Origin of the sequence: Phycicoccus sonneratiae (assembly GCF_016887965.1) — a bacterium.
Classification (GTDB): Bacteria; Actinomycetota; Actinomycetes; order Actinomycetales; family Dermatophilaceae; genus Phycicoccus; species Phycicoccus sonneratiae.
Genome location: NZ_JAFDVD010000007.1, coordinates 104,123 through 127,374 on the forward strand (window position 1 = coordinate 104,123; position 23,252 = coordinate 127,374).

General features: G+C 74.3%; 26 protein-coding genes. 4 read left to right on the plus strand and 22 right to left on the minus strand.

What is annotated here, in order from left to right; translation table 11 throughout:
- Nucleotides 1-16: 16 nt before the first annotated feature.
- The 7 genes from ccsB to JQN70_RS05955 all read right to left on the minus strand — a co-directional run bounded on the left by ccsB (nucleotide 17) and on the right by JQN70_RS05955 (nucleotide 6,543).
- Nucleotides 17-1,015, minus strand: coding sequence for a c-type cytochrome biogenesis protein CcsB (gene ccsB, locus JQN70_RS05925; protein WP_204130407.1), 999 nt, complete (start codon nucleotides 1,013-1,015; stop codon nucleotides 17-19).
- Complete coding sequence (resB, locus tag JQN70_RS05930) at nucleotides 1,012-2,616, minus strand: cytochrome c biogenesis protein ResB (protein ID WP_307835840.1); 1,605 nt, start codon at nucleotides 2,614-2,616, stop codon at nucleotides 1,012-1,014. Before resB ends, ccsB begins: the two co-directional genes overlap by 4 nt.
- The gene (locus JQN70_RS05935) at nucleotides 2,613-3,374 is read right to left on the minus strand and encodes a cytochrome c biogenesis CcdA family protein (RefSeq protein ID WP_307835841.1); all 762 of its coding nucleotides are present in this window, start codon (nucleotides 3,372-3,374) and stop codon (nucleotides 2,613-2,615) included. The genes resB and JQN70_RS05935 overlap by 4 nt, the downstream gene beginning before the upstream one ends.
- A complete protein-coding gene (locus JQN70_RS05940; RefSeq protein ID WP_307835842.1) occupies nucleotides 3,371-3,970 on the minus strand; it encodes a TlpA family protein disulfide reductase in 600 nt (199 codons plus the stop codon). Before JQN70_RS05940 ends, JQN70_RS05935 begins: the two co-directional genes overlap by 4 nt.
- A complete protein-coding gene (locus JQN70_RS05945; protein ID WP_204130408.1) occupies nucleotides 3,967-4,635 on the minus strand; it encodes a histidine phosphatase family protein in 669 nt (222 codons plus the stop codon). Before JQN70_RS05945 ends, JQN70_RS05940 begins: the two co-directional genes overlap by 4 nt.
- A 78-nt stretch (nucleotides 4,636-4,713) precedes the next feature.
- Nucleotides 4,714-6,036, minus strand: coding sequence for a glutamate-1-semialdehyde 2,1-aminomutase (gene hemL, locus JQN70_RS05950; RefSeq protein ID WP_204130409.1), 1,323 nt, complete (start codon nucleotides 6,034-6,036; stop codon nucleotides 4,714-4,716).
- A gap of 15 nt (nucleotides 6,037-6,051) precedes the next feature.
- Nucleotides 6,052-6,543 carry a MarR family winged helix-turn-helix transcriptional regulator gene (locus JQN70_RS05955; protein WP_204130410.1) on the minus strand — a complete coding sequence of 164 codons (492 nt, stop codon included), beginning with the start codon at nucleotides 6,541-6,543 and terminating at the stop codon, nucleotides 6,052-6,054.
- A gap of 175 nt (nucleotides 6,544-6,718) precedes the next feature.
- Here JQN70_RS05955 and JQN70_RS05960 point away from each other — a divergent pair, with 175 nt between their 5' ends.
- Complete coding sequence (locus JQN70_RS05960) at nucleotides 6,719-7,258, plus strand: YceI family protein (RefSeq protein ID WP_204130411.1); 540 nt, start codon at nucleotides 6,719-6,721, stop codon at nucleotides 7,256-7,258.
- A 270-nt stretch (nucleotides 7,259-7,528) separates the two neighbouring features.
- Here the strand turns inward: JQN70_RS05960 and JQN70_RS05965 are convergent, their stop codons facing one another.
- Complete coding sequence (locus JQN70_RS05965) at nucleotides 7,529-7,990, minus strand: DUF1203 domain-containing protein (RefSeq protein WP_204130412.1); 462 nt, start codon at nucleotides 7,988-7,990, stop codon at nucleotides 7,529-7,531.
- 109 nt (nucleotides 7,991-8,099) lie between these two features.
- Here JQN70_RS05965 and JQN70_RS05970 point away from each other — a divergent pair, with 109 nt between their 5' ends.
- Entirely contained in the window at nucleotides 8,100-9,368 is a 1,269-nt protein-coding gene (locus JQN70_RS05970; RefSeq protein ID WP_239110854.1) for a hypothetical protein, read from the plus strand.
- Nucleotides 9,369-9,375: 7 nt separating this feature from the next.
- On the opposite strand, the gene hemB is transcribed toward JQN70_RS05970, so the two are convergent.
- The 9 genes from hemB to JQN70_RS06015 form a co-directional block, all read right to left on the minus strand.
- Nucleotides 9,376-10,374, minus strand: a complete 999-nt coding sequence (hemB, locus tag JQN70_RS05975; RefSeq protein ID WP_307835843.1) for a porphobilinogen synthase — start codon at nucleotides 10,372-10,374, stop codon at nucleotides 9,376-9,378.
- Nucleotides 10,371-11,990 carry a bifunctional uroporphyrinogen-III C-methyltransferase/uroporphyrinogen-III synthase gene (locus JQN70_RS05980; RefSeq protein WP_204130413.1) on the minus strand — a complete coding sequence of 540 codons (1,620 nt, stop codon included), beginning with the start codon at nucleotides 11,988-11,990 and terminating at the stop codon, nucleotides 10,371-10,373. The genes hemB and JQN70_RS05980 overlap by 4 nt, the downstream gene beginning before the upstream one ends.
- Nucleotides 11,987-12,937 carry a hydroxymethylbilane synthase gene (hemC, locus tag JQN70_RS05985; RefSeq protein ID WP_204130414.1) on the minus strand — a complete coding sequence of 317 codons (951 nt, stop codon included), beginning with the start codon at nucleotides 12,935-12,937 and terminating at the stop codon, nucleotides 11,987-11,989. The genes JQN70_RS05980 and hemC overlap by 4 nt, the downstream gene beginning before the upstream one ends.
- The gene (locus JQN70_RS05990; protein WP_204130415.1) at nucleotides 12,934-14,244 is read right to left on the minus strand and encodes a glutamyl-tRNA reductase; all 1,311 of its coding nucleotides are present in this window, start codon (nucleotides 14,242-14,244) and stop codon (nucleotides 12,934-12,936) included. Before JQN70_RS05990 ends, hemC begins: the two co-directional genes overlap by 4 nt.
- Nucleotides 14,241-14,906, minus strand: coding sequence for a redox-sensing transcriptional repressor Rex (locus tag JQN70_RS05995; RefSeq protein ID WP_204130416.1), 666 nt, complete (start codon nucleotides 14,904-14,906; stop codon nucleotides 14,241-14,243). Before JQN70_RS05995 ends, JQN70_RS05990 begins: the two co-directional genes overlap by 4 nt.
- A gap of 159 nt (nucleotides 14,907-15,065) precedes the next feature.
- Nucleotides 15,066-15,356 (minus strand): glutaredoxin family protein, encoded by a 291-nt coding sequence (locus JQN70_RS06000; protein WP_204130417.1) that lies wholly within the window; start codon nucleotides 15,354-15,356, stop codon nucleotides 15,066-15,068.
- Nucleotides 15,357-15,358: 2 nt separating this feature from the next.
- On the minus strand, nucleotides 15,359-16,846 hold the full coding sequence (locus JQN70_RS06005) for a lysophospholipid acyltransferase family protein (RefSeq protein WP_204130418.1): 1,488 nt from the start codon (nucleotides 16,844-16,846) through the stop codon (nucleotides 15,359-15,361).
- On the minus strand, nucleotides 16,846-17,886 hold the full coding sequence (locus JQN70_RS06010) for an NAD-dependent epimerase/dehydratase family protein (protein WP_434063745.1): 1,041 nt from the start codon (nucleotides 17,884-17,886) through the stop codon (nucleotides 16,846-16,848). The genes JQN70_RS06005 and JQN70_RS06010 overlap by 1 nt, the downstream gene beginning before the upstream one ends.
- A gap of 146 nt (nucleotides 17,887-18,032) precedes the next feature.
- On the minus strand, nucleotides 18,033-18,131 hold the full coding sequence (locus JQN70_RS06015) for a 30S ribosomal protein bS22 (RefSeq protein WP_003792170.1): 99 nt from the start codon (nucleotides 18,129-18,131) through the stop codon (nucleotides 18,033-18,035).
- Between the two features lie 127 nt (nucleotides 18,132-18,258).
- On the opposite strand from JQN70_RS06015, the gene JQN70_RS06020 reads away from it, so the two are divergent.
- Complete coding sequence (locus JQN70_RS06020; RefSeq protein WP_204130420.1) at nucleotides 18,259-18,936, plus strand: vitamin K epoxide reductase family protein; 678 nt, start codon at nucleotides 18,259-18,261, stop codon at nucleotides 18,934-18,936.
- A gap of 34 nt (nucleotides 18,937-18,970) precedes the next feature.
- Here JQN70_RS06020 and JQN70_RS06025 read toward each other — a convergent pair whose 3' ends face one another.
- On the minus strand, nucleotides 18,971-19,171 hold the full coding sequence (locus tag JQN70_RS06025) for a helix-turn-helix domain-containing protein (RefSeq protein ID WP_166102834.1): 201 nt from the start codon (nucleotides 19,169-19,171) through the stop codon (nucleotides 18,971-18,973).
- 202 nt (nucleotides 19,172-19,373) lie between these two features.
- On the minus strand, nucleotides 19,374-20,564 hold the full coding sequence (locus tag JQN70_RS06030; RefSeq protein WP_204130421.1) for an acetoin utilization protein AcuC: 1,191 nt from the start codon (nucleotides 20,562-20,564) through the stop codon (nucleotides 19,374-19,376).
- Nucleotides 20,565-20,635: 71 nt separating this feature from the next.
- Here JQN70_RS06030 and JQN70_RS06035 point away from each other — a divergent pair, with 71 nt between their 5' ends.
- A complete protein-coding gene (locus JQN70_RS06035; protein ID WP_204130422.1) occupies nucleotides 20,636-21,304 on the plus strand; it encodes a potassium channel family protein in 669 nt (222 codons plus the stop codon).
- Between the two features lie 21 nt (nucleotides 21,305-21,325).
- Here JQN70_RS06035 and JQN70_RS06040 read toward each other — a convergent pair whose 3' ends face one another.
- The 3 genes from JQN70_RS06040 to proC all read right to left on the minus strand — a co-directional run bounded on the left by JQN70_RS06040 (nucleotide 21,326) and on the right by proC (nucleotide 23,246).
- Nucleotides 21,326-21,853, minus strand: coding sequence for a GNAT family N-acetyltransferase (locus JQN70_RS06040; protein WP_204130423.1), 528 nt, complete (start codon nucleotides 21,851-21,853; stop codon nucleotides 21,326-21,328).
- A gap of 63 nt (nucleotides 21,854-21,916) precedes the next feature.
- The gene (locus tag JQN70_RS06045) at nucleotides 21,917-22,453 is read right to left on the minus strand and encodes a GNAT family N-acetyltransferase (protein ID WP_204130424.1); all 537 of its coding nucleotides are present in this window, start codon (nucleotides 22,451-22,453) and stop codon (nucleotides 21,917-21,919) included.
- Nucleotides 22,446-23,246 carry a pyrroline-5-carboxylate reductase gene (proC, locus tag JQN70_RS06050; protein WP_204130425.1) on the minus strand — a complete coding sequence of 267 codons (801 nt, stop codon included), beginning with the start codon at nucleotides 23,244-23,246 and terminating at the stop codon, nucleotides 22,446-22,448. Before proC ends, JQN70_RS06045 begins: the two co-directional genes overlap by 8 nt.
- Nucleotides 23,247-23,252 lie beyond the last annotated feature (6 nt).

Sequence of the window (23,252 nt, forward strand, 5' to 3'; positions counted from 1 at the left end):
CGTGGGAGTTCGCTCCTCAGAGACCGGAGTACGAGTGCATGCCGACGAGGAAGAGGTTGACGACGGCGAAGTTCAGCACGACGCACACGAACCCCCCGAGCGCGATCCACACCGCGTTCTGGCGCTTCCACCCGGTCGTCGCGCGGGCGTGGAGGTAGGCCGCGTAGACGACCCAGATGACGAAGCTCCACACCTCCTTGGGGTCCCAGTTCCAGTACGAGCCCCAGGCCTGGCGGGCCCAGATGGCGCCGGCGATGACGGTGAAGGTCCACATCGGGAAGGCGATGATGTGCGCGCCGTAGGTCATCCGCTCGAGCGCCCGGGCCGAGGGCAGGCGACCCATGAAGGAGCGCGGGGGCGCGTCCGAGGCCTCGAGCCGGTCCTGGACGAGGTAGAGGATGCCGAGCGCCGCCCCGAGGGTGAACACGGCGACGGTCATCGTCGCGACGGTGACGTGGATGGCCAGCCAGTACGAGCGCAGCGACGGCATGAGCTCGGAGGCGTCGGTGTACCAGACGGTCGTGGCCGCGCCGAGCACGAGCAGCACCGGCCCGACGACGAAGAGCCCGAGCCAGCGCAGGTCACGCCGGGTGGACCAGCCGACGTAGGCGAGGAGGGTGAACATCGCCCCGACGATGGCGAACTCGTACATGTTGCCGAGCGGCCAGCGGTGCACCTCCGCCGCCCGCAGCACGACACCGGCGACGAGCAGCAGCGTGCCGAGGAGCGTGAGCATCCGGGCGATGCCCGCCGCCTTGCGCGCGGACCGCGGCTCGGCCTCGACAGCGTCCGCGGTCGCACCGCCGGCGCCCTCCGCGGACGCGGCCGAGCCCTCCGAACCGACCCCGGCGGCCACGAGCTCGCGGGCCGGGGCCTCCTCGCGCGTCGAGGCGCTCTCGCGGGCCGGCACGATCCGGGCGAGGTAGAGCCCGTGGGCGAGCATGGCCAGCGTGAGCACGACCATCGCCGAGTACACGGAGTAGTTCGACAGCTGGGCGAGCGTGTAGTCGGTCATCGGGTTCCTTCGGGTCCGGTGAGCACGGCGGCGACCTCGTCGTCCATGCCCTCGTCGTCGTCCTTGGCGAGGCCGCCGACGGAGACCACGGTACGACCCGTGGTCTCGTCGGGTCGAACCCGCACGAACACCCGGCGGCGCCGCACGACGAGGCTGAGGACCAGCCCGGCGAGGGCCAGCAGGGCGGAGACGAGGGTGAGGGTCTTGCCGGGGTCGGTGCGGATGGAGAAGCCGGCGAACCGCTCGACCCCGTCGAAGGTGATCGAGCCCCGGCCGCCGGGCAGCTCGAAGGTCTCGCCGGGGCGCAGCAGGATGCGCAGCTGGTCGGCGCCGTCCTTGCCCGGCAGCGGCTTCATGGCCGCGGTGTCGAGGGTGTACACCGACTGCGGACGGCCGCCCGGCAGCAGGTTGCCGCTGAACGCGGTGAGCGCGAGCTGCGGGTCGAGGGTGTCGGGGAAGACCGAGTGCGGCCCGCGCTCGTCGTCGATGACCCCGGTCGGCAGGAAGAAGCCCGCGAACCCGAGGTCGTCCGGCCGGGCCCCGGGCACCTTGATCGCCCCGACCGACGTGTAGTTGTTGTCCTGGGCGAGGAACGGGGTGGCCGAGGTGTAGATGGCGGTGCCGTCGGCGTCGCGGACCGTGACCCTCGGGGCGTACCCGTTGCCGAGGAGGAAGACGGTGCCGCCCCCGGTCTCGAGCGGGTGGTTGACGGCGATCTCGCGCTGCTCGGCCCGACCGTCGGGACCGGTGAAGGTCGTCGTCGCCCGGAAGTCGCGGGGCATCCCGAACTGGCCGGCACCCTTGTCCTCGGTCTCGAACGCGACGTCCATCGTGTCGAGGCGGATCGTGTACGGCGAGAGGTCGGTCGGGTCCACCCAGGGCCCGGGGCTGAAGGTGTCGTACCCGCCGAGCGTGTTGGCGAAGGTCTTGCCGACCGGGACGATGACGTCGCCCTTCCAGCCGAGCAGGTGCCCCCAGCCGACCCCGACGAGCACCCCGATGAGCGCGAGGTGGAAGACGAGGTTGCCGGTCTCCTTGAGGTAGCCCTTCTCGGCCGAGAGCGTCGAGTCGTCGTGCGCGTGCACACGGTAGCGACGTCCGCGCAGCGCCGTCCGCAGCCGGTCGCGCACCTCGTCGGGCGAGCCGTCGACGACCTCCTCACGGTGTGCGGGAAGCCTGTCGAGCCGGCGCGGGGCGCGCGGCGGCCGGGCGCGCAGCTGGTGCCAGTGGATCCGGCTGCGCGGCACGACGCACCCGATGAGCGAGACGAAGAGCAGGAGGTAGATCGCCGCGAACCACGGCGAGGCGTAGACCTCGAAGAACCCGAGCCGGTCGAGCAGGGGGCCGGCGCTCGGGTGGTCGCTGATCCACTGCGCGGTGCGGGCGGCGTCGATGGAGCGCTGCGGGAACGTCGAGCCGGGGATGGCCCCGACCGCGAGCAGCAGGAGGAGGAAGAGCGCCGTGCGCATGCTCGTCAGCTGGCGCCACACGAAGCGCAGCCAGCCGACCGGGCCGAGCCGCGGGAGGGTCACCGGGCCGCCGGCGCCGCCGTCCGGGGGCGCGGGCTGGGTGGACAGGGTCCGGTCGTCGGTCGTGCTCACAGCGACACCACGAACCCGTTGACGAGCTCGGTCTGCACCCAGCGGTTCATCGACTCCCAGACGCCGGTGAGCAGGAGCAGCCCGACGGCGACGAGGAGGACGCCCCCGAACACCTGGATGCCGCGCGTGTGCCGGCGCAGCCATCCCGACGCCCGGCCGGCGCGGTCGAGCCCGGCGGCGACGAGGAGGAAGGGCAGCCCGAGCCCGAGGCCGTAGGCGACGGCCAGGGTGACGCCGCGGGCGACCTGGGGGTCGGCCGACGCGGTGGCCATGACGAGCACGGCGGCGAGCGTCGGGCCGGTGCACGGCGCCCAGCCCAGGGCGAACACCGCCCCGAGCAGCGGCGCCCCGAGCAGCCCGGCCCGCGGCCGCCAGTGGATGCGCGCCTCGCCCTGCCGGCCGAGCCCGACGAACACGAGCCCCATGAGGACGACGACGGCGCCGCCGACCCGCATGAGGGCCTCGCGGTGCTCGACGAGGCCCTGGCCCAGCGTCGTGACGAAGATCGAGCCGAGCACGAAGACGACGGTGAAGCCGACGACGAAGAGCAGCGCCCCGGCGAGGGTGCGGCCGCGCGAGCGCTCGGCGGCCGACTCGCCCGTCAGCCCGGTGACGTACCCGAGGAACCCGGGGACGAGCGGCAGGACGCAGGGGCTGGCGAAGGAGACGAGGCCGGCCAGCGCGGCGACGCCGACGGCCAGCGGCAGGGCGCCGCTCGTCACGGCCTCACCACCGGCGGCGGCCAGCGCGGGGGTCACGACTCGGCGACCACGTCGTCGACGAGGCCGGTGAGGGTCGTCGTCGACACGGGGCCGTTGACGCGGGCGGCGATCCGGCCCTGCCGGTCGAGCACCAGCGTGCTCGGGGTGGTCGGCGCCTTGCCCTGAAGGCGCAGGAGGGTCACGCCCGCCTCGTCGCTGAGGCTCGGGTAGGTGACGCCGGCCTTGCGGACGAACGCGGCGCCGCGCTCGGCCTCCTCCCGGAAGTCGATGCCGAGGAACTGCACCGGGGCCTTCTTGGCCTGCTGTCCCTCCCACGCCTTCTGCAGGTCGGGGGCCTCGGCGACGCACGGCGCGCACCACGACCCCCAGACGTTGAGGACGAGCACCTGGCCGCGGGTCGAGGCGATGTCCCAGGCCGACCCGTCGAGGAGCTCGCCGGTCATCGTCACGGGCTCGGCGCGGTCGGCGGCGGCGATCGTCTCGACGCTGCCGTCGCCGGACACGAAGCCCTTCTGGTCACCCGACTTGGCCTGTGCCGCGACCGAGTTGGGGTCCTCGCTGCAGCCGGCCAGCGCCACCGCACCGGTGGCGGCGAGGACGACGGCGGCCCGACGGGCGCGACCCGACATCATGCGCCGGCCCCCTTCTGCGCCTGCGGGAGCAGGGCGGCGGCGGGCTCGCAGTACTCGAGCGAGAGCAGCTCGTCGCCGACGAAGGTCAGCGACGTGAGGCTGGCCAGGCTGCACTCGCGCCGGGCCGGGTTGTGCACGAGGGAGCGCCCCTCGGTGGCCAGACGGATCATCCAGATGGGTGCCTGGTGGCTGACGAGCACCGCCTCGTGCCCGCGGGCCGCCTCGCGCGCCGAGACGACGGCGTCGCGCATCCGCTCGACGATGCGGGTGTACGGCTCGCCCCACGACGGACGCAGCGGGTTGAGCATCTTCGGCCAGAGCCGCGGGTGGTGCAGCAGGCCCTTGCCACCGGCCACCGGCAGCCCCTCGAAGGCGTTCTCGGCCTCGAGCAGCCGCTCGTCGGTGTGCACCTCGAGGCCGTGCTCGGCGGCGACCGGGGCGGCCGTCTCGCGGGCTCGCTCGAGGGGGCTGGAGACGACGTGGACGACGTCGTGGTCGGCGAGGTGCTCGGCGGCCAGCTCGGCCATCCGCACGCCGAGCGCACTGAGGTGGTACCCGGGCAGCCGTCCGTAGAGGACGTGCGCGGGGTTGTCGACCTCGCCGTGGCGCAGCAGGTGCACCACGGTGCGCTGCGGCTCGGCGGGCGCGCCCGGGGACGAGGTCATGGCGGCGATTGTCGCAAACCCTCCTGAGCGTCCCGACCGGGGTTCGACGGCCGGTCGGGCGCCTGGTCGGACCGCGCCTCAGCCGGCCGCCGCGGCGGCCGCGCCGGGCAGCGCGGCGAGGACCCTCTCCACGGCGGCGTCGTCGTGGGCGGCGGACACGAACCAGCACTCGTAGGCGCTCGGCGGCAGGTAGACGCCGGCGTCGAGCATCGCGTGGAAGAAGCGCGCAAAGGCCTCGGTGTCCTGGGCCCGCGCGTCGTCGTAGTCGCGCACCGTGCCGTCGCGGAAGAACACCGAGAACATCGAGGATGCCGTCTGGACCCGGTGCGGCACACCGGCCTTCGTCAGCGCCTCGGACGCGGCCTCGCGGATGGTCGACGACACCTCGTCGAGGCGCGAGTACACCGCGTCGTCGCAGAGGCGCAGCGTGGTGAGGCCCGCCGCGGTCGCCACCGGGTTCCCCGAGAGCGTGCCCGCCTGGTACACCGGACCGTCCGGGGCGAGGAGGGCCATGACGTCGGCCCGGCCGCCGAAGGCCGCGGCCGGGAAGCCACCACCCATCACCTTGCCGAAGGTCAGGAGGTCCGGGGCGACGTCGAGGTCCTCGTGACCCCACCAGCCGGCCCGGCTGCAGCGGAAGCCGGTCATCACCTCGTCCGACACGAGCAGCGCGCCGTGCTCGGCGGTGACCCGGCGCAGCGCCTCGGTGAAGCCCGGGTCCGGCGGGACGACGCCCATGTTGCCGGCGGCCGCCTCGGTGATGACGCAGGCGACCTGCTCGCCCCGTGCCGCGAACACCGCCTCGAGTGCCGCGACGTCGTTGTACGGGAGGACGACCGTCTCGGCGGCCATCTCGGCCGGGACGCCGGCCGAGTCGGGCAGCGCGAGCGTCGCGACGCCGGAGCCCGCGGCGACGAGCAGCGAGTCGACGTGGCCGTGGTAGTGCCCGGCGAACTTCACGACGAGCGGGCGGCCGGTGAAGCCGCGGGCCAGGCGGATGGCGCTCATCGTCGCCTCGGTGCCGCTGGAGACGAGCCGGACGCGCTCGACGGGGGCGACCCGCTCGACGATCTCCTCGGCGAGCAGCACCTCGTTCTCGGACGGCGTGCCGAAGGAGGTGCCTCGGGCGGCGGCGTCGTGCACGGCCGCGATGACCTCGGGGTGGGCGTGGCCGAGGATCATCGGCCCCCAGCTGCCGACGAGGTCGACGTACTCGCGGCCGTCGACGTCGGTGAGGGTCGGGCCGCGGCCGCTCGCCATGAAGCGCGGGGTGCCGCCGACCGAGCGGAACGCGCGCACCGGGCTGTTGACGCCTCCCGGAGTCACCGCGCGGGCGCGGGCGAGGAGGGCGGCGGAGGCGGGGGCGCGCTCGGCGGTGGACGGTGCGGTGGGGTCGGTCACCCGTCCATTGTCGGGTCAGCAGGGCGCGGCGGGTCGGTCCGGGGTCGTCGGGTCGGCGGCGTAGGCGACGCGCACCGCCTGCATCGCCTCGCCGAGGGCGTGGAACTGCGTGGGGCTCAGGACGTCGACGAGGTGGCGACGGACGCTGCGGACGTGGACGACGGCGAACCGCTCGATGGCCGCGCGCCCCTCGTCGGTGAGCTCGAGGACGACTCCGCGGCGGTCGTCCGGGGCGGGGGTGCGCCGGACCCACCCGCGCTGCTCGAGGCGGGCCGCGGTGTGCGTGACGCGGCTGCGCGACTGGACGATGAGCTCGGCGAGGGTCGACATGCGCAGCCGGCTGCCGTCGGCCTCGGAGAGCATCGAGAGCAGCTCGTACTCCGGGAGCGAGACCCCGGAGCACTGGAGGTCGCGGTCGAGGGCGGCGTCGAGCTCGCGGGTGGCGCGCAGGTACGCGCGCCACGACCACTGCTCCTCGACGCTGAGCCAGCGAACGTCGTCGACCACGGGGCCATCGTCGCACGTCGGAGCCCCGGGACCGCCGTGGCGCCGGCGGCCGCCGTGTCCCGCGAGATGGCACCCGGGAGGCGGAATAGACGTCGATGGGTCATAGTTGAAGCGTCAACTACCGGGTCGAACCCGTCGACCTGTGGCCCTCGCCACCTCCGAAGGAGCAGTTCCCATGAGCACCGCCACCCTCACCGGCCTCAGCACCGGCACCTGGACCATCGACCCGACCCACACCGAGGTGGGCTTCGTCGCCCGCCACCTCATGGTGACCAAGGTCCGCGGCTCCTTCACCGAGGTCGCCGGCACCGTCGTCGTCGCCGACTCGCTCGCGGACTCCACCGCCGAGGTCACCATCAAGACCGCCTCGGTCGCCACCGGCACCGCCGACCGCGACGCCCACCTGCGCAGCGGCGACTTCTTCGACTCCGACGCCCACCCGGACATGACCTTCCGCTCGACCTCGTTCGACGGCGACACCCTCGTCGGCGACCTCACCATCAAGGGCGTGACGAAGCCGGTCACCCTCGACGTCGAGTTCGGCGGCGTCGCCACCGACCCGTGGGGTAACGAGAAGGCGGCCTTCGAGGCCAGCGGCGAGATCGACCGCACCGAGTGGGGCCTGACCTGGAACGCCAACCTCGAGAAGGGCGGCGTCCTCGTCTCCGAGAAGATCAAGCTCGTCATCGACGTCCAGCTCGCCAAGCAGGCCTGAGCCTCCCTCCGCCCCGCACCCTCCGGCGGGGCCCGGCGACCCTCGGGGCAGGGCCCGAGCGAGGTCGCCCGACCGCCCGTCACGCACCGCGTGGCGGGCGGTCCGTCGTCCCGGCCCGTCGGAGCGGGTGCCCAGCGGTGCGTCCTGGCGCACTACCCGTCGGCGTCGGGCCTGGCCCCGAGCCTGCACCTCAACCTCGGCGACGACGGCTACGGGGCGATGCTCCGCGGGGGGTCGAGCGGCTGCGCCAGTGCCTGGACGCCGGTGACGTCACGGCCGACGGACCGCCCGCGCGATGAAGCACTGTGCGAGGAGGTTGCGCACGTGCACCTCGGCGACCTCGGCGTGCGCCAGCACCTCGCGCAACGCCGCCTCGACGCCCTCGCCCGCCGCGACGACCCGGTTGTGGTCGTAGCGCATCGCCCCCTCTGCGTCGTAGGCCCGCAGCACCCGGGCGTCCTCGTCGAACCAGGCCGGGACGCTTCCGTCGGCAGCGTGGGGGCACCGGCCCGCGTGGACGAACACCGGCCCGACCTCCTGCCACGGGCGCTCGATCCCGGACGGCGCGTGGCCGACGAGGAGGATCCGCTCACCCGGCTCCGCCCGAGCCAGGCAGCACCTCAGCTGCGACCCGCCCTCGAGGTCGGTGGACTCCTCGGCGCGGCGGCCCCACGCGTCGACGCGGTCGCGGCGGACCACCTCGAGCTCGTCGGGACCGATGGGCAGCAGCACGACGTCATCCATGCTCGTGGAACGCCGGAGCCGCCCTCGACGTGAGTCCTCCCGTCACCGGTCACTCCTCAGTTGAGAATGATTGTCATTATGATCTAGGGTGCCGGTCATGCGATCCCGCCCCCGCGCCCTGCGCCCCGCCGCCCTCCTCCTCGCCCCCGTCGTCGTCCTCGCCGGCTGTGTCTCCACGGACGGCTCTCGCTCACCCGCGCCCTCCGCGTCGGTCGGCGCGAACGAGCGCGAGGTGCGCGGGGTCGAGCCCCGCGTCCTCCTCGCCCACGAGGGCGGCCTGACCCTGCTCGACGCGTCGACGGGGAGGACCGTCCACGAGGAGCGTCGTGCGGGCTTCCTCCGGCTCAGCGACGCCGGCGACGGACGCCACGTCGTCGTCGCCGACGGTGACGTCTTCCGCGTGTACGACACCGGAATCGAGCGACAACCGCACGGCGACCACGACCACGCCTTCGAGTACACCCCCGGCCTGACGGACGTCGAGTACCCGGCGGCACACGCGGGCCACGTCGTGCCGCACGAGGGGACGACCGCGCTGTTCGGCGACGGCGACGGCTCCATCCAGCTCGTGCCGACCGAGCAGATCGGCTCGGACGTCGCCCCCGTCCGGAGGATGACGACGCCCGCGCCCCACCACGGCGTCGCCGTCCCCGTCGGGGGCGGGGTCCTCACGACGCACGGCACCGAGGAGGCCCGCTCGAGCGTGCGGCTCGTGCGCGACGGGAAGGTCCTCGCCTCCACCGACGACTGCACCGGCGTCCACGGCGAGGCGGCGGCGGCCCCCGACGCGGACGGGGACGTCGTGCTCTTCGGGTGCGAGGACGGCCCGATCGTGTTCCGCGACGGCGGGTTCCACAAGGTCCCGGTGAAGGACGCCTACGCCCGCACCGGGAACGCGGCCGGCAGCCCCGCCTCCCCCGTCGTGCTGACCGACTACAAGGTCGACCCGGACGCCGACCCGGTCGAGCGCACGACCCGCGTCGCGCTCGTCGACACCCGCACCGACCGGTTGCGGCTCGTCGACCTGGGGTCGTCCTACTGGTTCCGCTCGCTCGGCCGCAGCGCCGACGGCGACGGCGTCGTGCTGACCGACGACGGCTCGCTCGCCGTCGTGGACGTCGACGCGGCGACGGTCACCCGCCGCATCCCCGTCATCGCGCCGTGGCGGGAGAAGGACGACTGGCAGCAGCCCGGTCCGGTGCTGCGCGTCGTCGGCGACACCGCGTTCGTCACCGACGCCGAGAAGCGTGAGCTCGTCGTCACCGACCTGGGGACGGGGAAGGTCACGGCCCGGCACGCCCTGGAGCACACCCCGGTGGAGATGGTCGCCGTCAGCGGCGAGGCGCCGCACGACCACGACCACTGACTCGGTCTCAGAGGCGGGCAGCGGCCTCGAGGGCGAAGTACGAGAGGACGATGCTCGCCCCGGCCCGGCGGATGCCGAGCAGCGACTCGTCGACGACCCGGTCGCGGTCGATCCAGCCCCGCTCGGCGGCGGCCACGATCTGCGAGTACTCCCCCGAGATCTGGTACGCCGCAACGGGAACCGGAGACACGGCAGCGGCGGCCGCGACCACATCGAGGTGCGGTCCGGCCGGCTTGACCATGACGAGGTCGGCCCCTTCCGCGATGTCCGCCTCGAGCTCGCGCAACGCCTCGCGCCCGTTCGCCGGGTCCTGCTGGTAGGTGGCGCGGTCGCCGACGAGCGAGGACTGCACGGCCTCGCGGAACGGACCGTAGAGGCCGGAGGTGTACTTCGCGGCGTACGCGAGGATCGCCGTGTCGGTGTGCCCCGCGGCGTCGAGGGCCGCGCGCACGTGCCCGACCTGACCGTCCATCATCCCGGACAGGCCGAGAACCGGTGTGCCGGTGGCGGCCTGGGCCAGCGCCATCGAGGCGTACCGCTCGAGCGTGGCGTCGTTGTCGACCGAGCCGTCGTCGGCCAGCACCCCGCAGTGCCCGTGGTCGGTGAACTCGTCGAGGCAGAGGTCGGACATGACGACGAGGTCGTCGCCGACCGCCTCGACGACCCGCCGCAGCGCGACGTTGAGGATGCCTTCGGGGTCGTCGGCGCCGGAGCCCCGGCCGTCCTTGGCCGACGGCACGCCGAAGAGCATGATCCCGCCGACGCCGGCGTCGACGCAGCGCCGTGCCTCCTCGACGAGCGAGTCGAGGGTGTGCTGCACGACCCCGGGCATCGCCGAGATCGGCACCGGGGCCTCGGCGCCCTCGCGGACGAAGACGGGCAGGACGAGCTCGGCCGGGTGCAGCCGGGTCTCGGCGACCAGCCGCCGCAGCGCCGGCGTCGTGCGCAGCCGGCGCGGGCGGCCGACCGGGAACGGCGCCCCCGGCAGCAGGCCGCCGCGGGTCACGTGGCGCGCTTCCGGCCGCCGGCGCGGCGCTGGCTCGGGCGCACGACCTCCTCGCCGGCCTCGGTGGCGTCGAGGGCGAGCGAGCGGCCGTGGTCGGCGAGCGCGTCGACGAGGGCCTCGGCGCTCGGCTCCGGCGCGAGGACGTCGACCCGCAGGCCGTGCTCCTCGGCGGTCTTGGCCGTGGCCGGGCCGATGCACGCGATGACGGTGCTCGGGTGCGGCTTGCCGGCGATGCCGACGAGGTTGCGCACGGTCGAGGACGACGTGAAGAGCACCGCGTCGAAGGCACCGGACTTGATGGCGTCGCGGACCGGCGCGGGCGGCGGGGCGGCCCGGACGGTGCGGTACGCCGTGACGTCGTCGACCTCCCAGCCGGTCTCCTGGAGCCCGGCGACGAGGGTGTCGGTGGCGATGTCGGCGCGCGGGAGGAAGACCCTGTTGATCGGGTCGAGGTCGGGGTCGAAGGGCGGCCACGCCTCGAGCAGTCCCTTGGCCGACTGCTCGTCGGTGGGCACGAGGTCGGGGTTGATCCCCCACTCGCGCAGCGCCTCTGCCGTGACACCGCCGACGGCCGCGACCTTGAGGCCGGCGAACGAGCGGGCGTCGAGGCCGAACTCGTCGAACTTCTCGCGGATGGCGCGCACGGCGTTGACCGAGGTGAAGCCGACCCACTCGTAGCGACCGGTGACCATGCCCTTGACCGCGCGCTCGAGCTGCTGCGGCGTGCGCGGCGGCTCGACGGAGATGGTCGGGACGATCTCGGCGTGCGCGCCGTGGTGCTCGAGGCGGGCCGTCATCGAGCCCGACTGCTCCTTGGTGCGCGGCACGAGGACCGACCAGCCGTAGAGCGGCTTGGTCTCGAACCAGGACAGCGCGTCGCGCATCGCGACAGTGTCGCCGACGACGGCGAGCACCGGGAAGTGCCCGGCGGCCATCGCCTCGGGAGCGGCGCCGAGGGTCGTGACGACGGTGCGCTGCTCGGTGGTGGTGCCGCGCTCGGTGACCGCGACGGGGGTCGCCTCGTCGCGGCCGGCGGCGGCGAGGGCGCGCAGCGCCTCGGCGGCCCTGTCCGGCGTGCCGAGCACGACGACCGTGACCGACGGGTCGACGCCGCCGGAGACGTCGGGGGTCCCGGGGCCGGCGACGACGACGTGCACCGCCGTGGAGGTCTTCGACGTGAGCGGGACCCCGGCGTAGGCCGGGACCGCGGTCAGGCTGCTGACGCCGGGGACGACCTCGAAGGAGATGCCGGCCTTGACGAGCGCCTGGGCCTCCTCGGCGAGGCCGTTGAAGATCGCCGGGTCGCCGTCCATGAGGCGCACGACGAGCCCACCGGGGTGGGCCTTGGCCGCGCGGACGACGAGCTTGGCCCGGGAGGCCTGGGTCAGCCGCTCGCCCTGGTCGCCGTGGCCGGCGTCGACGACGTCGACGTCCGGACGGGCGTGCCGGAGGGCGATCTCCTCGCGCGCTACCTGGTCGATGACGACGGCGTCGGCAGCCGCGAGCAGCTCGGTCGCGCGGACCGTGAGCAGCCCGGGGTCACCGGGGCCGCCGCCGACGAAGGCGACGCGTGCGGGGACGCGGGAGGGACGGGTGGACGAGCGCGTGGGGCTCACTGGGCACGCTCCGTGACGAGTCGTTCGGTGGACGTGGGCATGAGGTCGGCGGCGCCGTCCTCGAGGAGGAGGCGGGCCAGCCTCCGGCCGAGGTCTGCGGCCTCGGCGGGGTCGCCGGTCAGGGACCGGCGCAGGTCGGAGGAGCCGTCCGGGGCCGCGACGACGGCCCGGAGGGACAGCTCGGTGGAGTCGAGGCCCTCGACGACCTCGGCGAGCGCGCCGACCGGGGCCGAGCAACCGGCCTCGAGCTCGGCGAGCAGGGAGCGCTCGGCGGTGACGCAGGCGCGCGCGTCGGGGTCCTCGAGCGGGGCGACGGCGGCGCGGGTGGCCTCGTCGTCGGCCCGGACCTCGACGGCCAGGGCGCCCTGCCCCGGCGCGGGGAGCACCTGGAGCGGGTCGAGGTACTCGGTGACCTCGTCGGCGCGCCCCAGCCGGCGCAGGCCGGCGGCGGCGAGGACGACGGCGTCGAGCCGGCCCTCGTGGACGTGGGCGAGCCGGGTGTCGACGTTGCCGCGCAGGTCGGTGAGCGCGAGCCCGAGGTCGAGCGCCTCGAGCTGGGCCCGGCGGCGCGGCGAGCCGGTGCCGACGGTGGCGCCGGACGGGAGCTCGCCGAGGGTGAGGCCGTCGCGGGCGACGAGCGCGTCACGGACGTCCTCGCGCGCCGGCACGGCGGCGACGACGACCCGCGGGTCCGCGGCGGTCGGGAGGTCCTTGAGCGAGTGCACCGCGAGGTCGACGCGGCCCTCGGCGAGGGCTTCGCGCAGCGCGGACACGAAGACCCCGGTGCCGCCGAGCTGGGCCAGCGGCGTCTCGCGGTCGCGGTCGCCCTCGGTGCTCACCTCGACGAGCTCGACGTCGTGCCCGAGCGCGCGCAGCCGGTCGGCGACCCACGACGACTGCGTCGTCGCGAGGGCCGAGCGCCGGGTCCCGAGGCGCAGGGTGCTCATGCGTCCTCCCCCGGCAGGGTCGGCGGCGCCGACACGAGGGCGATGTCGCCGGGGTCGAGGTCGAACAGCTCGCTGAGCGCGCGGGCGTAGCTGCCGCCCTGGCCCTCCTGCGCGAGCTCCTTGACCCGGACGGTGGGCGTGTGGAGCAGCTTGTCGACGACCCGCTCGACGGCGCGACGGACCTCGGCCCGCTCGGCCTCGCCCATCCCGGGCGTGCGGCGCTCGAGGCGCGCGAGCTCGGCGTCGACGAGCTCGCCGGCGCGGGCGCGCAGGGCGGTGACGGTGGGGGCGACGGCCTGGGCCGAGCGCTGGACGAGGTAGGCGGCCACCTCGGCCGTGACGAGCTCGTTGGCCACGGCGACCTGGGGCGCCGACCCGGCCTCGGCGAGGTCCTCGCCCAGCTCGGCGAGCCCGACCCGGGTCGCGCCGTCGAGGTCGGCGACCGCGAGGTCGACGTCGTGCGGCAGCGCGAGGTCGACGTAGACCTGGGGGCGGCCACCGCGGGTGGCGAGCGCCGCGGCGACGTGGTCGGCGGTGACGAGCTGGCCGCGGGCGCCGGTGGAGGAGATGACGACGTCGGCGCCCTCGAGGGCCGTCCCGAGGTCGGCCAGCGGCACCGCGGTGCCACCGACCCGTTCGGCGACGGACGCCGCGCGGTCGGGGTCGCGGTTGGCGACGACGACCGCGCCGGCACCGAGCCGGGCGACGGTGGCCGCGGCGAGCGCGCCCATCCCCCCGGCGCCGACGACGAGCACCGACAGGTCGCCGAGACCGCCGAGGACGGCCTCGGTGCGCGTGAGCCCGGCCTGGACGAGGGACCCGCTGACGAGGTCGATCTCGGTCTCGGCGTGCACCCGCTTGGCGACCCGGAGCGCCTGCTGCAGAAGGCCGTTCAGCGCGGGGCCGACGTGCCCGTGGCGCTGCGCGCGGGACAGCGAGCGGCGCACCTGGCCGAGGATCTGCGCCTCGCCGACGGCCATCGAGTCGAGCCCGGCGGCGACGGTGAAGGCGTGGCAGATGCCGCGGTCCTCGTAGTGGACGTAGAGGTGCGGCTGGAGCTCGGAGCGGTCGACGCCGCAGGAGTCGGCGAGCGCCTTCGTGACGTCGACGAGCGCGCCGTGGAAGGTGAGCGTCTCGGCGTAGACCTCGGTGCGGTTGCACGTGGAGAGGACGACCGCCTCGGTGACGTGCTCGGAGGCGAGGACCGCCTCCTCGAGCGCGGTGGCGGCGGCGCCGTCGAGGGCGACCGACTCCAGCAGCGAGAGGGGCGCCCCGTGGTGGGACAGCCCGAGGACGACGAGGCTCACGGGGCGACCGCCTCGGCGACGGCGAGCCGCTGGCCGTGGAACGCGAGGATCTGGAGCTCGGTCGAGAGGTCGACCTTGCGGACGACGACCTCGTCGGGGACGGAGAGGACGACCGGGGCGAAGTTGAGCACCGAGCGCACGCCGGCGTCGACGAGCTCGTCGCACGCCTCCTGGGCGCCCTCGGGCGGGGTGGCGATGACGCCGATGGCCAGGCCGTCGTCCTCGACGAGCGCGGGGAGGTCGGCGGTGGAGCGGACGCGCGTGCCGGCGACGACCTCGCCGACGACCCGCTCGTCGCGGTCGAGGAGCGCGATGACGCGAAAACCCCTCTCCGCGAACCCTCGGTAGGCGGCGAGCGCCCGCCCGAGGTTGCCCATCCCGACGATGGCGACCGGCCAGTCCTGGGTGAGGCCGAGCGCAGCGGCGATCTCGGAGGAGAGCCGGTCGACGTCGTACCCGACCCCGCGCACGCCGTAGCTGCCGAGGTGCGAGAGGTCCTTGCGCAGCATCGCCGAGCTGACGCCCGCGGCCGACGCGAGCTCCTCGGAGCTGACCGAGAGGGTGCCGTCGGCGGCGAGGGCGGTGAGGGCCCGCAGGTACCCCGGCAGACGGGCCACCGACGCCTCCGGGACTCCCCGGCGGGTGGCTGCTGCGGCGGACACGAGCGGTCACCGACTCCTTTCGCGGACCGCGGGCCCGGGACGAGGGGTGGGGCCGGGACGGCCCCCGGGACCCGCGGGAAACCCCGTCAGCCTACGACTTTGTGAACACGGGCACAAAGTGACGGCGGACCCGGTGAGATGCCTCACCCGGCCCGTGTGCTAGGCCCCGGGGTGGGGCGCCCCCGGGCCGGGCGGCGCGGGCGGACCGGCCAGGGCGGCCCGCAGCCGACCCTCGTCGACCCGCCAGAAGTCGTGCTGCCGGCCGTCGACGAGGGTGACCGGCACCTCCTCGGACCAGCGCTCGAGCATCGCGGGGTCGGCGTCGACGTCGAGCTCCTGCCACCCGACGCCGAGGTCGGCGCACACCCGCTCGACGACCTCGCGGGCGACGTCGCACAGGTGGCACCCCGCGCGGCCGACGAGGGTGACCCGGACGGGCGTGGCGGCCATCGTCAGAAGAACACCGAGCGGCGCTGCATGAGCAGGGTGTAGAGGGTCTGCTGGATGGTCTCGCGCACCTGGTCGGTGAGGTCGAAGACGAGCATCGGGTCGTCGGCGGCGCCGTCCTCGTGCCCCTCGGTCTCGATGGGGGTGCCGAACTCGATGATCCACTTGCTCGGCAGCGGCACGAGCCCGAGCGGGCCGAGCCACGGGAAGGTCGGCGTGATCGGCGCGTACGGCAGGCCGAGCAGCCGGGCCAGGGTGCCCATGTTGCCGAGGATGGGCGCGATCTCCTCGGCGCCGACGACCGAGCACGGGACGATCGGCACGCCTGCGGCCAGCGCCGCCGAGACGAAGCCGCCCCGGCCGAAGCGCTGGAGCTTGTAGCGCTCGCTGAACGGCTTGCCGGTGCCCTTGAAGCCCTCGGGGAAGACGCCGACCAGCTCGCCGCGGGCGAAGAGCCGTTCCGCGTCGTCGTTGGTGGCCAGCGTGGAGCCGGAGCGACGGGCCATCGTCCCGACGAACGGGGTCTGGAAGACGAGGTCGGCCCCGAGCGCGCGCATCGTGCGATGGGCCGGGTGCTCGTCGTGGATGGCCAGCTGGACCATCAGCGAGTCGAGGGCCACGGTGCCCGAGTGGTTCGAGACGACGAGCGCGCCGCCCTCGGCCGGGATGTTCTCGATGCCCCGCACCTCGACCCGGAACCAGTGCCGGTACAGCGGCCGGAGCATCGGGTAGAAGACGTGCTCGGTGAAGTGCTCGTCGTAGCCGAAGTCGTCGACGGTGTAGTCGCCGTCGAGGCGGCGGCGCAGGTAGGCCAGCACCTGGGCGACCCGGCGCTCGACGTCCTCGGGGGCGACCCCGGCGGCCTCGGCGGCGACCCGCAGCGCGACGACGAGGGCCTCGACGAGGTCGGTGAGGTCGGGCACCGGCAGGCCGCTGCGGCCCGGGGCGTCCGAGATCGTGGGGTCGAGCGGCGGCGCGGCCTCCTCGACGGGCGGGGGCGGCGGCTCGGCGAGGCGCAGGTGCGGCCGGCGGGACTCGGCGTCGCGGCGGGCCTTCTCGCGCGGGGACAGGCGGGCCCGGCCGGTGCGCTCCCCCGCCTGGGTGGTCGCCCGGGCCGACGGGGCCGAGGTGACCCGCGGCGCGGGCCGGTGCTTGCGCCGGGCGGGGGTCGCCGGCGGCGCGGGGGCGGGCGGGGTGGGCTTCGACGCCGGAGCCGTCGCCGGCGTGGGCCTCGGGGTCGAGACCGTCGCCGGCGTCGCCGTCGCCGCGGTCTTCCGCGTCGCGGCCTTCCGCGTCGCGGCCTTCTTCGTCGTGGCCTTCGTCGTCGTGGCCTTCGTCGTCGTGGCCTTCGCGGCGGGCCGCCGCACCGGCGCCTCGGCCGCGGGCGCCTCCTGCACCGGGTCCGCGCCGATGAGCGGTGTCGTGCGGCGCCGGGCCCGCTCGCCGCCCGCCCGCGCCGCCCCGGCCGCGAGGGTGCCCCGTCGCGCGGCCATCAGCGACCGCTCCCCGCGCCGAGGGCCCGCAGCACGGCCTGGCTGGCGGTGCCGGCGACCCCGCTGACGGCGTCGGACAGCACCGACCCGCCGGGCACGGCCGGGCCGAGGGTCGCGGCGAAGGCCTCGAAGGCCTCGCGCGTCGTGAACCGCGGCGTGAACCCGAGCTCGTCGCGCATCCGCGTCGTGTCGAGGCCGCGGCCGAAGGCGAGGAAGGACATCTGGTCGGGCGAGAAGTCGGCGAGCCCGAGCCGCTTGGTCATCCCGCCGACGAAACCCGCGGTGTTGAGCGGCAGCGGCAGCACCGGCCGTCCGGCGAGCGCGGCGGCCTGGAGGACCGTGACGACGCCGTCACCCGCGACGTTGACCACGCCCGTGGTCGAGCCCGCGCCGCCGAGGACGAGGGCGTCGATGGCGTCGTCCTCGTGGAGGAACTGCATCCGGGCGTCGTAGCCGAGCGGCACGGGGATGACCGGCATCGAGAAGTAGTCGGTGATCGAGGTGCGGATGCGCGGACCGATGACGTTGGCCAGGCGCAGCATGAGGATCTCGGTGTCGGGGCGGCGGCGCGCGAAGCCGCGGACGTAGCCCTCGACCTCGATGGAGTCCTTGCCGAAGCCGCCGCTCGGGGTGCGCCGGGCCCCCATGTCCTCGGTGAACATCGCCGGGTCCCGCGGGGTCGAGCCGTACACCGCCGCCGAGGACTTGACGACGAGCCGGCGCACGGTGGAGGACTTCTGGCACGCCGCGAGCAGCTGCATCGTGCCGATGACGTTGATCTCCTTCTGCGGGGTGCGCCCCCCGACGAAGGTCGGCGTCGCGATGACGTTCATGTGGACGACGGTGTCGACCCCGGCCGAGTCGATGACCCGGCCGATCATCGGGTTGCGGATGTCGGCCCGGACGAACTCGACGCCGCCGATGTCGTGCGGGGGCGGGATGACGTCGACGCCGACGACGTGGTCGACCCCCGGCTCGAGCGCGATGCGGCGCGCGAGGAGCCCCCCGAGGTACCGGGACACCCCCGTGACCAGAACCACCCGCGCCACGCCTGCTCCTTCACGCCGTTCCTGGGTCCGACCCTACCCACTGCCCCCGCCGCCGCGTCACCCCGCCGGAGGGTGCGGGGACGACAAAGGCCCCCGGCTCGAGCCGGGGACCTTCGACGATCAGCGGTGACGCGGGGTCACTTCTTGTTGCGACGCTGGTGACGCGTCTTGCGCAGCAGCTTGCGGTGCTTCTTCTTGGCCATCCGCTTGCGCCGCTTCTTGATGACAGAACCCATGGGTGTTCCTCACGGTGGTACTGGGGGTGCGGCGGCCCACCCTACCGGCAGGCACGCGTGCCCCCCAAACCGCACCCGGGTCGGCGACCTACGATGGGGTCCGGCACCACGGCGCGAGAGGAACCTCATGAGCGACACGACGGTCGACACGGGTCGGTCCGGACCCGACGACGTCGAGGACGACCTCGACGACGTCGTCCTGCCCGGACGGCAGCACACCCCCGGCTTCGTCTTCGGGGAGATGCTCCTCTTCGCGGCCCTCAGCCTGCTCGCCTCCTTCGTCCTCAGCGTCGACGCCATCAAGATCGCCGAGAACCCGGACGTCATCCTCGGCTGCTCGATCAACTCGGTCCTCGACTGCGCGCGGGTCGGCGCCTCCTGGCAGGCCCACGTCCTCGGGTTCCCCAACGCCTTCATCGGCCTCGTCGCCGAGCCGGTCGTCATGACGATCGCCGTCGCGTCGCTCGCCGGGACCCGCTTCCCCCGCTGGTTCATGTTCACGGCGAACGTCGTCTACTTCCTCGGTGTCGTCTTCGCCTACTGGCTGCTCTGGCAGTCGACCTTCGAGATCGGCGCCCTGTGCCCCTGGTGCCTGCTCGTCACGGTCTCGACGACCTTCGTCTTCGTCTCGATGACGCACTGGAACGTCCTCCACGACAACCTCTACCTGCCGGCCGGCGTGCAGGCCCGCGCCTTCTCGGCCGTCGCCAAGGGCTACCTCATGGCCGGCCTCGTCATCTGGCTGACGCTCGTGCTGGCCTTCGAGGTCGTCAAGTGGGGCCCGCGGCTGCTCTCGCTCGGCTGACCGGCCGCCCCTTCGCGACCGGGTGGTCCCGGGATCAGGCGGTGTCGACGAACGAGCTGCGGAGGTAGGTGTGCACCTCGTCCTCCGGGACGCGGAACGACCGACCGACCCGGATCGCCGGCAGCTCGCCGGCGTGGACCATGCGGTAGACCGTCATCTTCGAGACGCGCATGATCGTGGCGACCTCGGCGACGGTGAGGAACCGCACCTCGCCGAGCTGACGCTCCGTGGACATCGTGACCTCGATCTTCTGCTCTCCGCAGCGCCGGATGACCCCGGCTTGGCTCCCTGCGTCGTGCTGTCGCAACCATAGGGGCAGTTGTGACCACTGTGAAGGGGAACGGACGGAAATACCTCCGGATGTCCAGCCGACACGCCGAACGGACGGCGCCGAATGAGGCGTGTCGGCGCCGATGGGACGACCCGGGGGCCGCTGCTCAGTCGAACCAGGGGTCGAGGCCGTGGAGCGGGAAGACGGCCTGCCGGGTGGCGAAGACGGACCGGTCGACCGGGCTCTCGGGGTTGTGCCCCATCCCCCACGGCTGCACCCAGATCGGCAGCCGGTCGGCCGGCAGGTCACCCATCCGGCGCGGGCCGGGGCGCCCGAGCAGGCTCTGCACGTGGTCGCGCCACTCCTGCGGCACCTCGGTGGTGACGTCGACGGGGCAGTGCGCGGCGATCGCGGTGAGGTGGGTCCACGACCGCGGCACGACGTCGACGAGCTCGTAGCCCCCGCCGCCGAGCGCCACCCACCGGCCGCCGCACACCTCGTGGGCGAGCGAGTGCAGCTCGTCGTGGGCCCGGCGCTGGGCGTCGACGGTGATCGCGAGGTGGGCGAGCGGGTCCTCGAGGTGGGTGTCGCACCCGTGCTGGGTGACGAGCACGTCGGGGGCGAAGGCCCGCACGAGCGGCGGCACGACGGCGTCGATCGCGCGCAGCCACGAGGCATCGCTCGTGCCGGGCGGCAGCGCGACGTTCGCCACGCTGCCCCGCGCGTCCGGTCCGCCGACGTCGCCGGGCCAGCCGGTGCCGGGGAAGAGGTGCTGGCCGCTCTCGTGGAGGGAGACCGTGAGCACGCGCGGGTCGTTCCAGAAGACCCGCTCGACGCCGTCGCCGTGGTGGACGTCGATGTCGACGTAGGCGACCCGCTCGGCACCGTGGTCGAGGAGCCACTGGATGCCGACGGCGATGTCGTTGTAGATGCAGAAGCCGGCGGCGTGCGTGCGCATCGCGTGGTGGAGGCCGCCGCAGTAGTTGACCCCGTGCTCGGCCTCGCCCTCCCACACCCGCCGGCAGACCTCGACCGTGCCCTGGACGATGCGTGCCGACGCCTCGTGCATGCCAGCGAAGGCCGGGTCGTCGTCGGTGCCGAGGCCGCGGTGCACGTCGGCGCGGCTCGGGTCGGCCGAGGCCGCCCGGACCGCGGCGACGTAGGCCGGGTCGTGCACGGTGGTCAGCAGGTGGTCGTCGGCGACGTCGGGGCGGACGACGTCGACGTGGTCGAGGACCCCGAGCGATCGGGCGAGGCGGGTGGTGAGGTCGAGGCGCACGGGGCGCATCGGGTGGTCCGGCCCGAAGTCGTAGGCGGTGAACACGTCATCCCAGATGACGCTCGTCCGTGGGGCCATGGCTGCACGCTACTCGGTGCCCCGCTCGTGGCAGGCTGGCCCCGACCGACCCCACACCGGGAGGACACACGATGGGCAAGAGCGCGCACGGCGACGGCGAGGTCCTCGTCATCGGGCTGGGACGCTTCGGCGCCGCGGCCGCCCTCGAGCTGCGCCGCCTGGGGCACAAGGTGACCGCCATCGAGAAGGACGGCTTCCTCGCCGAGAAGTTCCTCGGCCGGATCGCCCACGTCGTCCACGGCGACGCGAGCGACGTCGGCGTCATCCGCGACGCCAAGGCCGGCCGCTTCGGCATCGCCGTCGTCGCGATCGGCTCGTCGGTGGAGGCCTCGGTGCTCGCCGCCGCCAACCTCGTCGACGCCGGGGTGCCGGCCATCTGGGCCAAGGCCCTCTCCCCCGAGCACGCGCGCATCCTCGACCGGATCGGGGTGCAGCACATCGTCCGTCCCGAGGCCGACACCGGCCGGCGGGTGGCCCACCTCGTCGGCGGCCGGATGCAGGACTACATCGAGTTCGACGACGGCTTCGCCATCGTCAAGATGCGCCCGCCCACGGAGACCGTCGGGTTCACGTTGGAGCAGAGCGCGATCCGCAGCAAGTACGGGGTCACCGTCGTCGGCGTCAAGGCGCCCGGCGAGGACTTCACGTACGCCGTGCCGTCGACGAAGGTGTCGGCGCACGACGTGCTCATCGTCAGCGGCCCGACGACCCTCATCGAGCGGCTCGCCGCCCGGCCGTAGCCGGTGGTGGTGCCCCCGGCCTCAGAGGCTGGGGATGCCGCCGCGGTCGCCGCCGAGGGGGAGGGTCATCGCGACCTCCTCCTCGCCGTCGTCCTCGGAGACGACGCGCATCGGCCGGCGCAGCCCCGTGGGGCGGAACCCGAAGCCGCTCGCGAAGGCCACGGCGCGGCCGTTGTCGGTGCCGACCCAGTAGTAGAGCTGGGCGCGGCCCTGCTCGGCCGCGACCTGCGCGCCGGCGCGCACGAGGGCGGTGGCCACCCCGGAGCCGCGGGCCTCGGGGCGGACGAAGAGGCCGAACAGCTGGGCGGCCTCCGGCTTCTGCGGACCGACCTCGCCGACGCTCGCGATGCCGACCGGCTCGCCGTCGACCTCCGCCAGCAGGCGGGTCGAGCGTTCCATCCGGTCGCGCCAGAACTGTTCGGGCTCGGCCTCCTCGTCGGCGTGCGTCGCGACGAACGCGTCCGGTGACTCGGCGAGGGCGGTGAGGCGCACGGAGCGGTACTGCTCCCAGTCCTCGACGCCCAGGGGGCGCACCGTGATGTCGCTCATGGCACGTCACTCTCCCACGACACCCTCGGCATCCGGCAACCGGGGAGGATGAACAGCCGGTGCTCAGCCCACCCGGCGGGCCATCCGGACCTCGTCGCACGTCGGGTCCCAGGGCATCGTCCCGGTCTCGCCGGTGAGCGCGAAGCCGTGCCGCAGGTAGAAGCGGCAGGCCCGGGTGTTCTCGCGGGCGACGTCGAGGGTGACCCGTCCGCGCCCGTCGGCGGCGGCGCGGTCGAGGGCGGCGTCGACGAGCGCGTCCGCGGCCCCGCTGCCGCGCGCTCCCGAGGCGACCCACATGCCGACCAGGTGCACCTCGTCGTCGGGCTGGTCGTCGGCGTGCCAGAGGCCGACGGTGCCGACCGGGCGGTCGCCGTCCCACGCGAGCCAGACGAGCGGCCCGTCGGCGACGAAGGACCGCCAGTCCTCGTCGCTGCGCTCGGTGGCCTCGGCCCAGGTGACCCAGAACGCGCGCGGGCTGTCGAGCAGCGCGGCGAGCCGGACGTCGCGGTAGGCGCGCCAGGAGTCGAGGGTGACCGGCTCGACACGCAGCGGCGGGGCGAGCCCGGGCGTGGCCGCGGACCCGTCCACCGGCTCAGCCACCGGCGAGCTCGCGGCTGCGGAGGGCGGCGGCCTCCATCGCGCTGATGAACGCGGCCCGCACCTTGTGGTCGTCGAGCTCGCGCAGCGCCGCGGCCGTCGTGCCGCCGGGCGAGGTGACCTGCTCGCGCAGCACGGTGGGGTGCTGTCCGGTCTCCTTGATCATCGTCGCGGCCCCGAAGAGGGTCTGGACGACGAGCTCGGTGGCGGTCGCACGCGGCATGCCGAGCACGACACCGGCCTCGATCATCGCCTCGACGACGTAGAAGATGTACGCCGGCCCGCTGCCGGAGATGGCCGTGACGGCGTCCTGGAGCTTCTCGGGGACCTCGACGACCTTGCCCGTGGCCGCGAGCAGCGCCTCGGCCTCGGCGACGTGCTCGGGCGCGCAGTGCGCCCCGCCGGAGACCGCCGCCATCCCCTGGTCCACCAGGGCCGGTGTGTTGGGCATGACGCGGACGACCGAACGCCCCTCCGGCAGACGGGACTCGACGAACGACGTCGTGATTCCGGCCGCCAGGCTGACGACGAGGTCGCCCGGCCGGACGTGGGGCGCGACCTCCTCGAGCAGGGACTCCATGTCCTGCGGCTTGACGACGAGCACGAGGGTGTCGGCGAGCGCGGCGGCCTCGGCGTTCTCGAGGACCCGCACCCCGTACTTCTCGGTGAGCTCGGCGGCCCGCTCGGGGCGCCGCTCGGTGATGACGAGGGCGTCGACCGGCCGTCCTGCGCGCAGCAGGCCCGAGAGGAGCGTCTCGCCCATGACACCGGCACCGAAGATCGCGACCGTACCCATGGGGCG

Bases quoted from the DNA above. Each gene is read 5' to 3' on its own strand.
- JQN70_RS05945 (WP_204130408.1), bottom strand. From the start codon at position 4,635: ATGACCTCGTCCCCGGGCGCGCCCGCCGAGCCGCAGCGCACCGTGGTG.
- JQN70_RS06005 (WP_204130418.1), bottom strand. From the start codon at position 16,846: ATGGCCGCGCGACGGGGCACCCTCGCGGCCGGGGCGGCGCGGGCGGGC.
- ccsB (WP_204130407.1), bottom strand. From the start codon at position 1,015: ATGACCGACTACACGCTCGCCCAGCTGTCGAACTACTCCGTGTACTCG.
- hemC (WP_204130414.1), bottom strand. From the start codon at position 12,937: ATGAGCACCCTGCGCCTCGGGACCCGGCGCTCGGCCCTCGCGACGACG.
- JQN70_RS06000 (WP_204130417.1), bottom strand. From the start codon at position 15,356: ATGGCCGCCACGCCCGTCCGGGTCACCCTCGTCGGCCGCGCGGGGTGC.
- JQN70_RS06015 (WP_003792170.1), bottom strand. From the start codon at position 18,131: ATGGGTTCTGTCATCAAGAAGCGGCGCAAGCGGATGGCCAAGAAGAAG.
- JQN70_RS06040 (WP_204130423.1), bottom strand. From the start codon at position 21,853: ATGAGCGACATCACGGTGCGCCCCCTGGGCGTCGAGGACTGGGAGCAG.
- proC (WP_204130425.1), bottom strand. From the start codon at position 23,246: ATGGGTACGGTCGCGATCTTCGGTGCCGGTGTCATGGGCGAGACGCTC.
- JQN70_RS06035 (WP_204130422.1), top strand. From the start codon at position 20,636: ATGGGCAAGAGCGCGCACGGCGACGGCGAGGTCCTCGTCATCGGGCTG.
- JQN70_RS05960 (WP_204130411.1), top strand. From the start codon at position 6,719: ATGAGCACCGCCACCCTCACCGGCCTCAGCACCGGCACCTGGACCATC.
- JQN70_RS06025 (WP_166102834.1), bottom strand. From the start codon at position 19,171: ATGTCCACGGAGCGTCAGCTCGGCGAGGTGCGGTTCCTCACCGTCGCC.
- JQN70_RS05940 (WP_307835842.1), bottom strand. From the start codon at position 3,970: ATGATGTCGGGTCGCGCCCGTCGGGCCGCCGTCGTCCTCGCCGCCACC.
- JQN70_RS06030 (WP_204130421.1), bottom strand. From the start codon at position 20,564: ATGGCCCCACGGACGAGCGTCATCTGGGATGACGTGTTCACCGCCTAC.
- JQN70_RS05970 (WP_239110854.1), top strand. From the start codon at position 8,100: ATGCGATCCCGCCCCCGCGCCCTGCGCCCCGCCGCCCTCCTCCTCGCC.
- JQN70_RS06020 (WP_204130420.1), top strand. From the start codon at position 18,259: ATGAGCGACACGACGGTCGACACGGGTCGGTCCGGACCCGACGACGTC.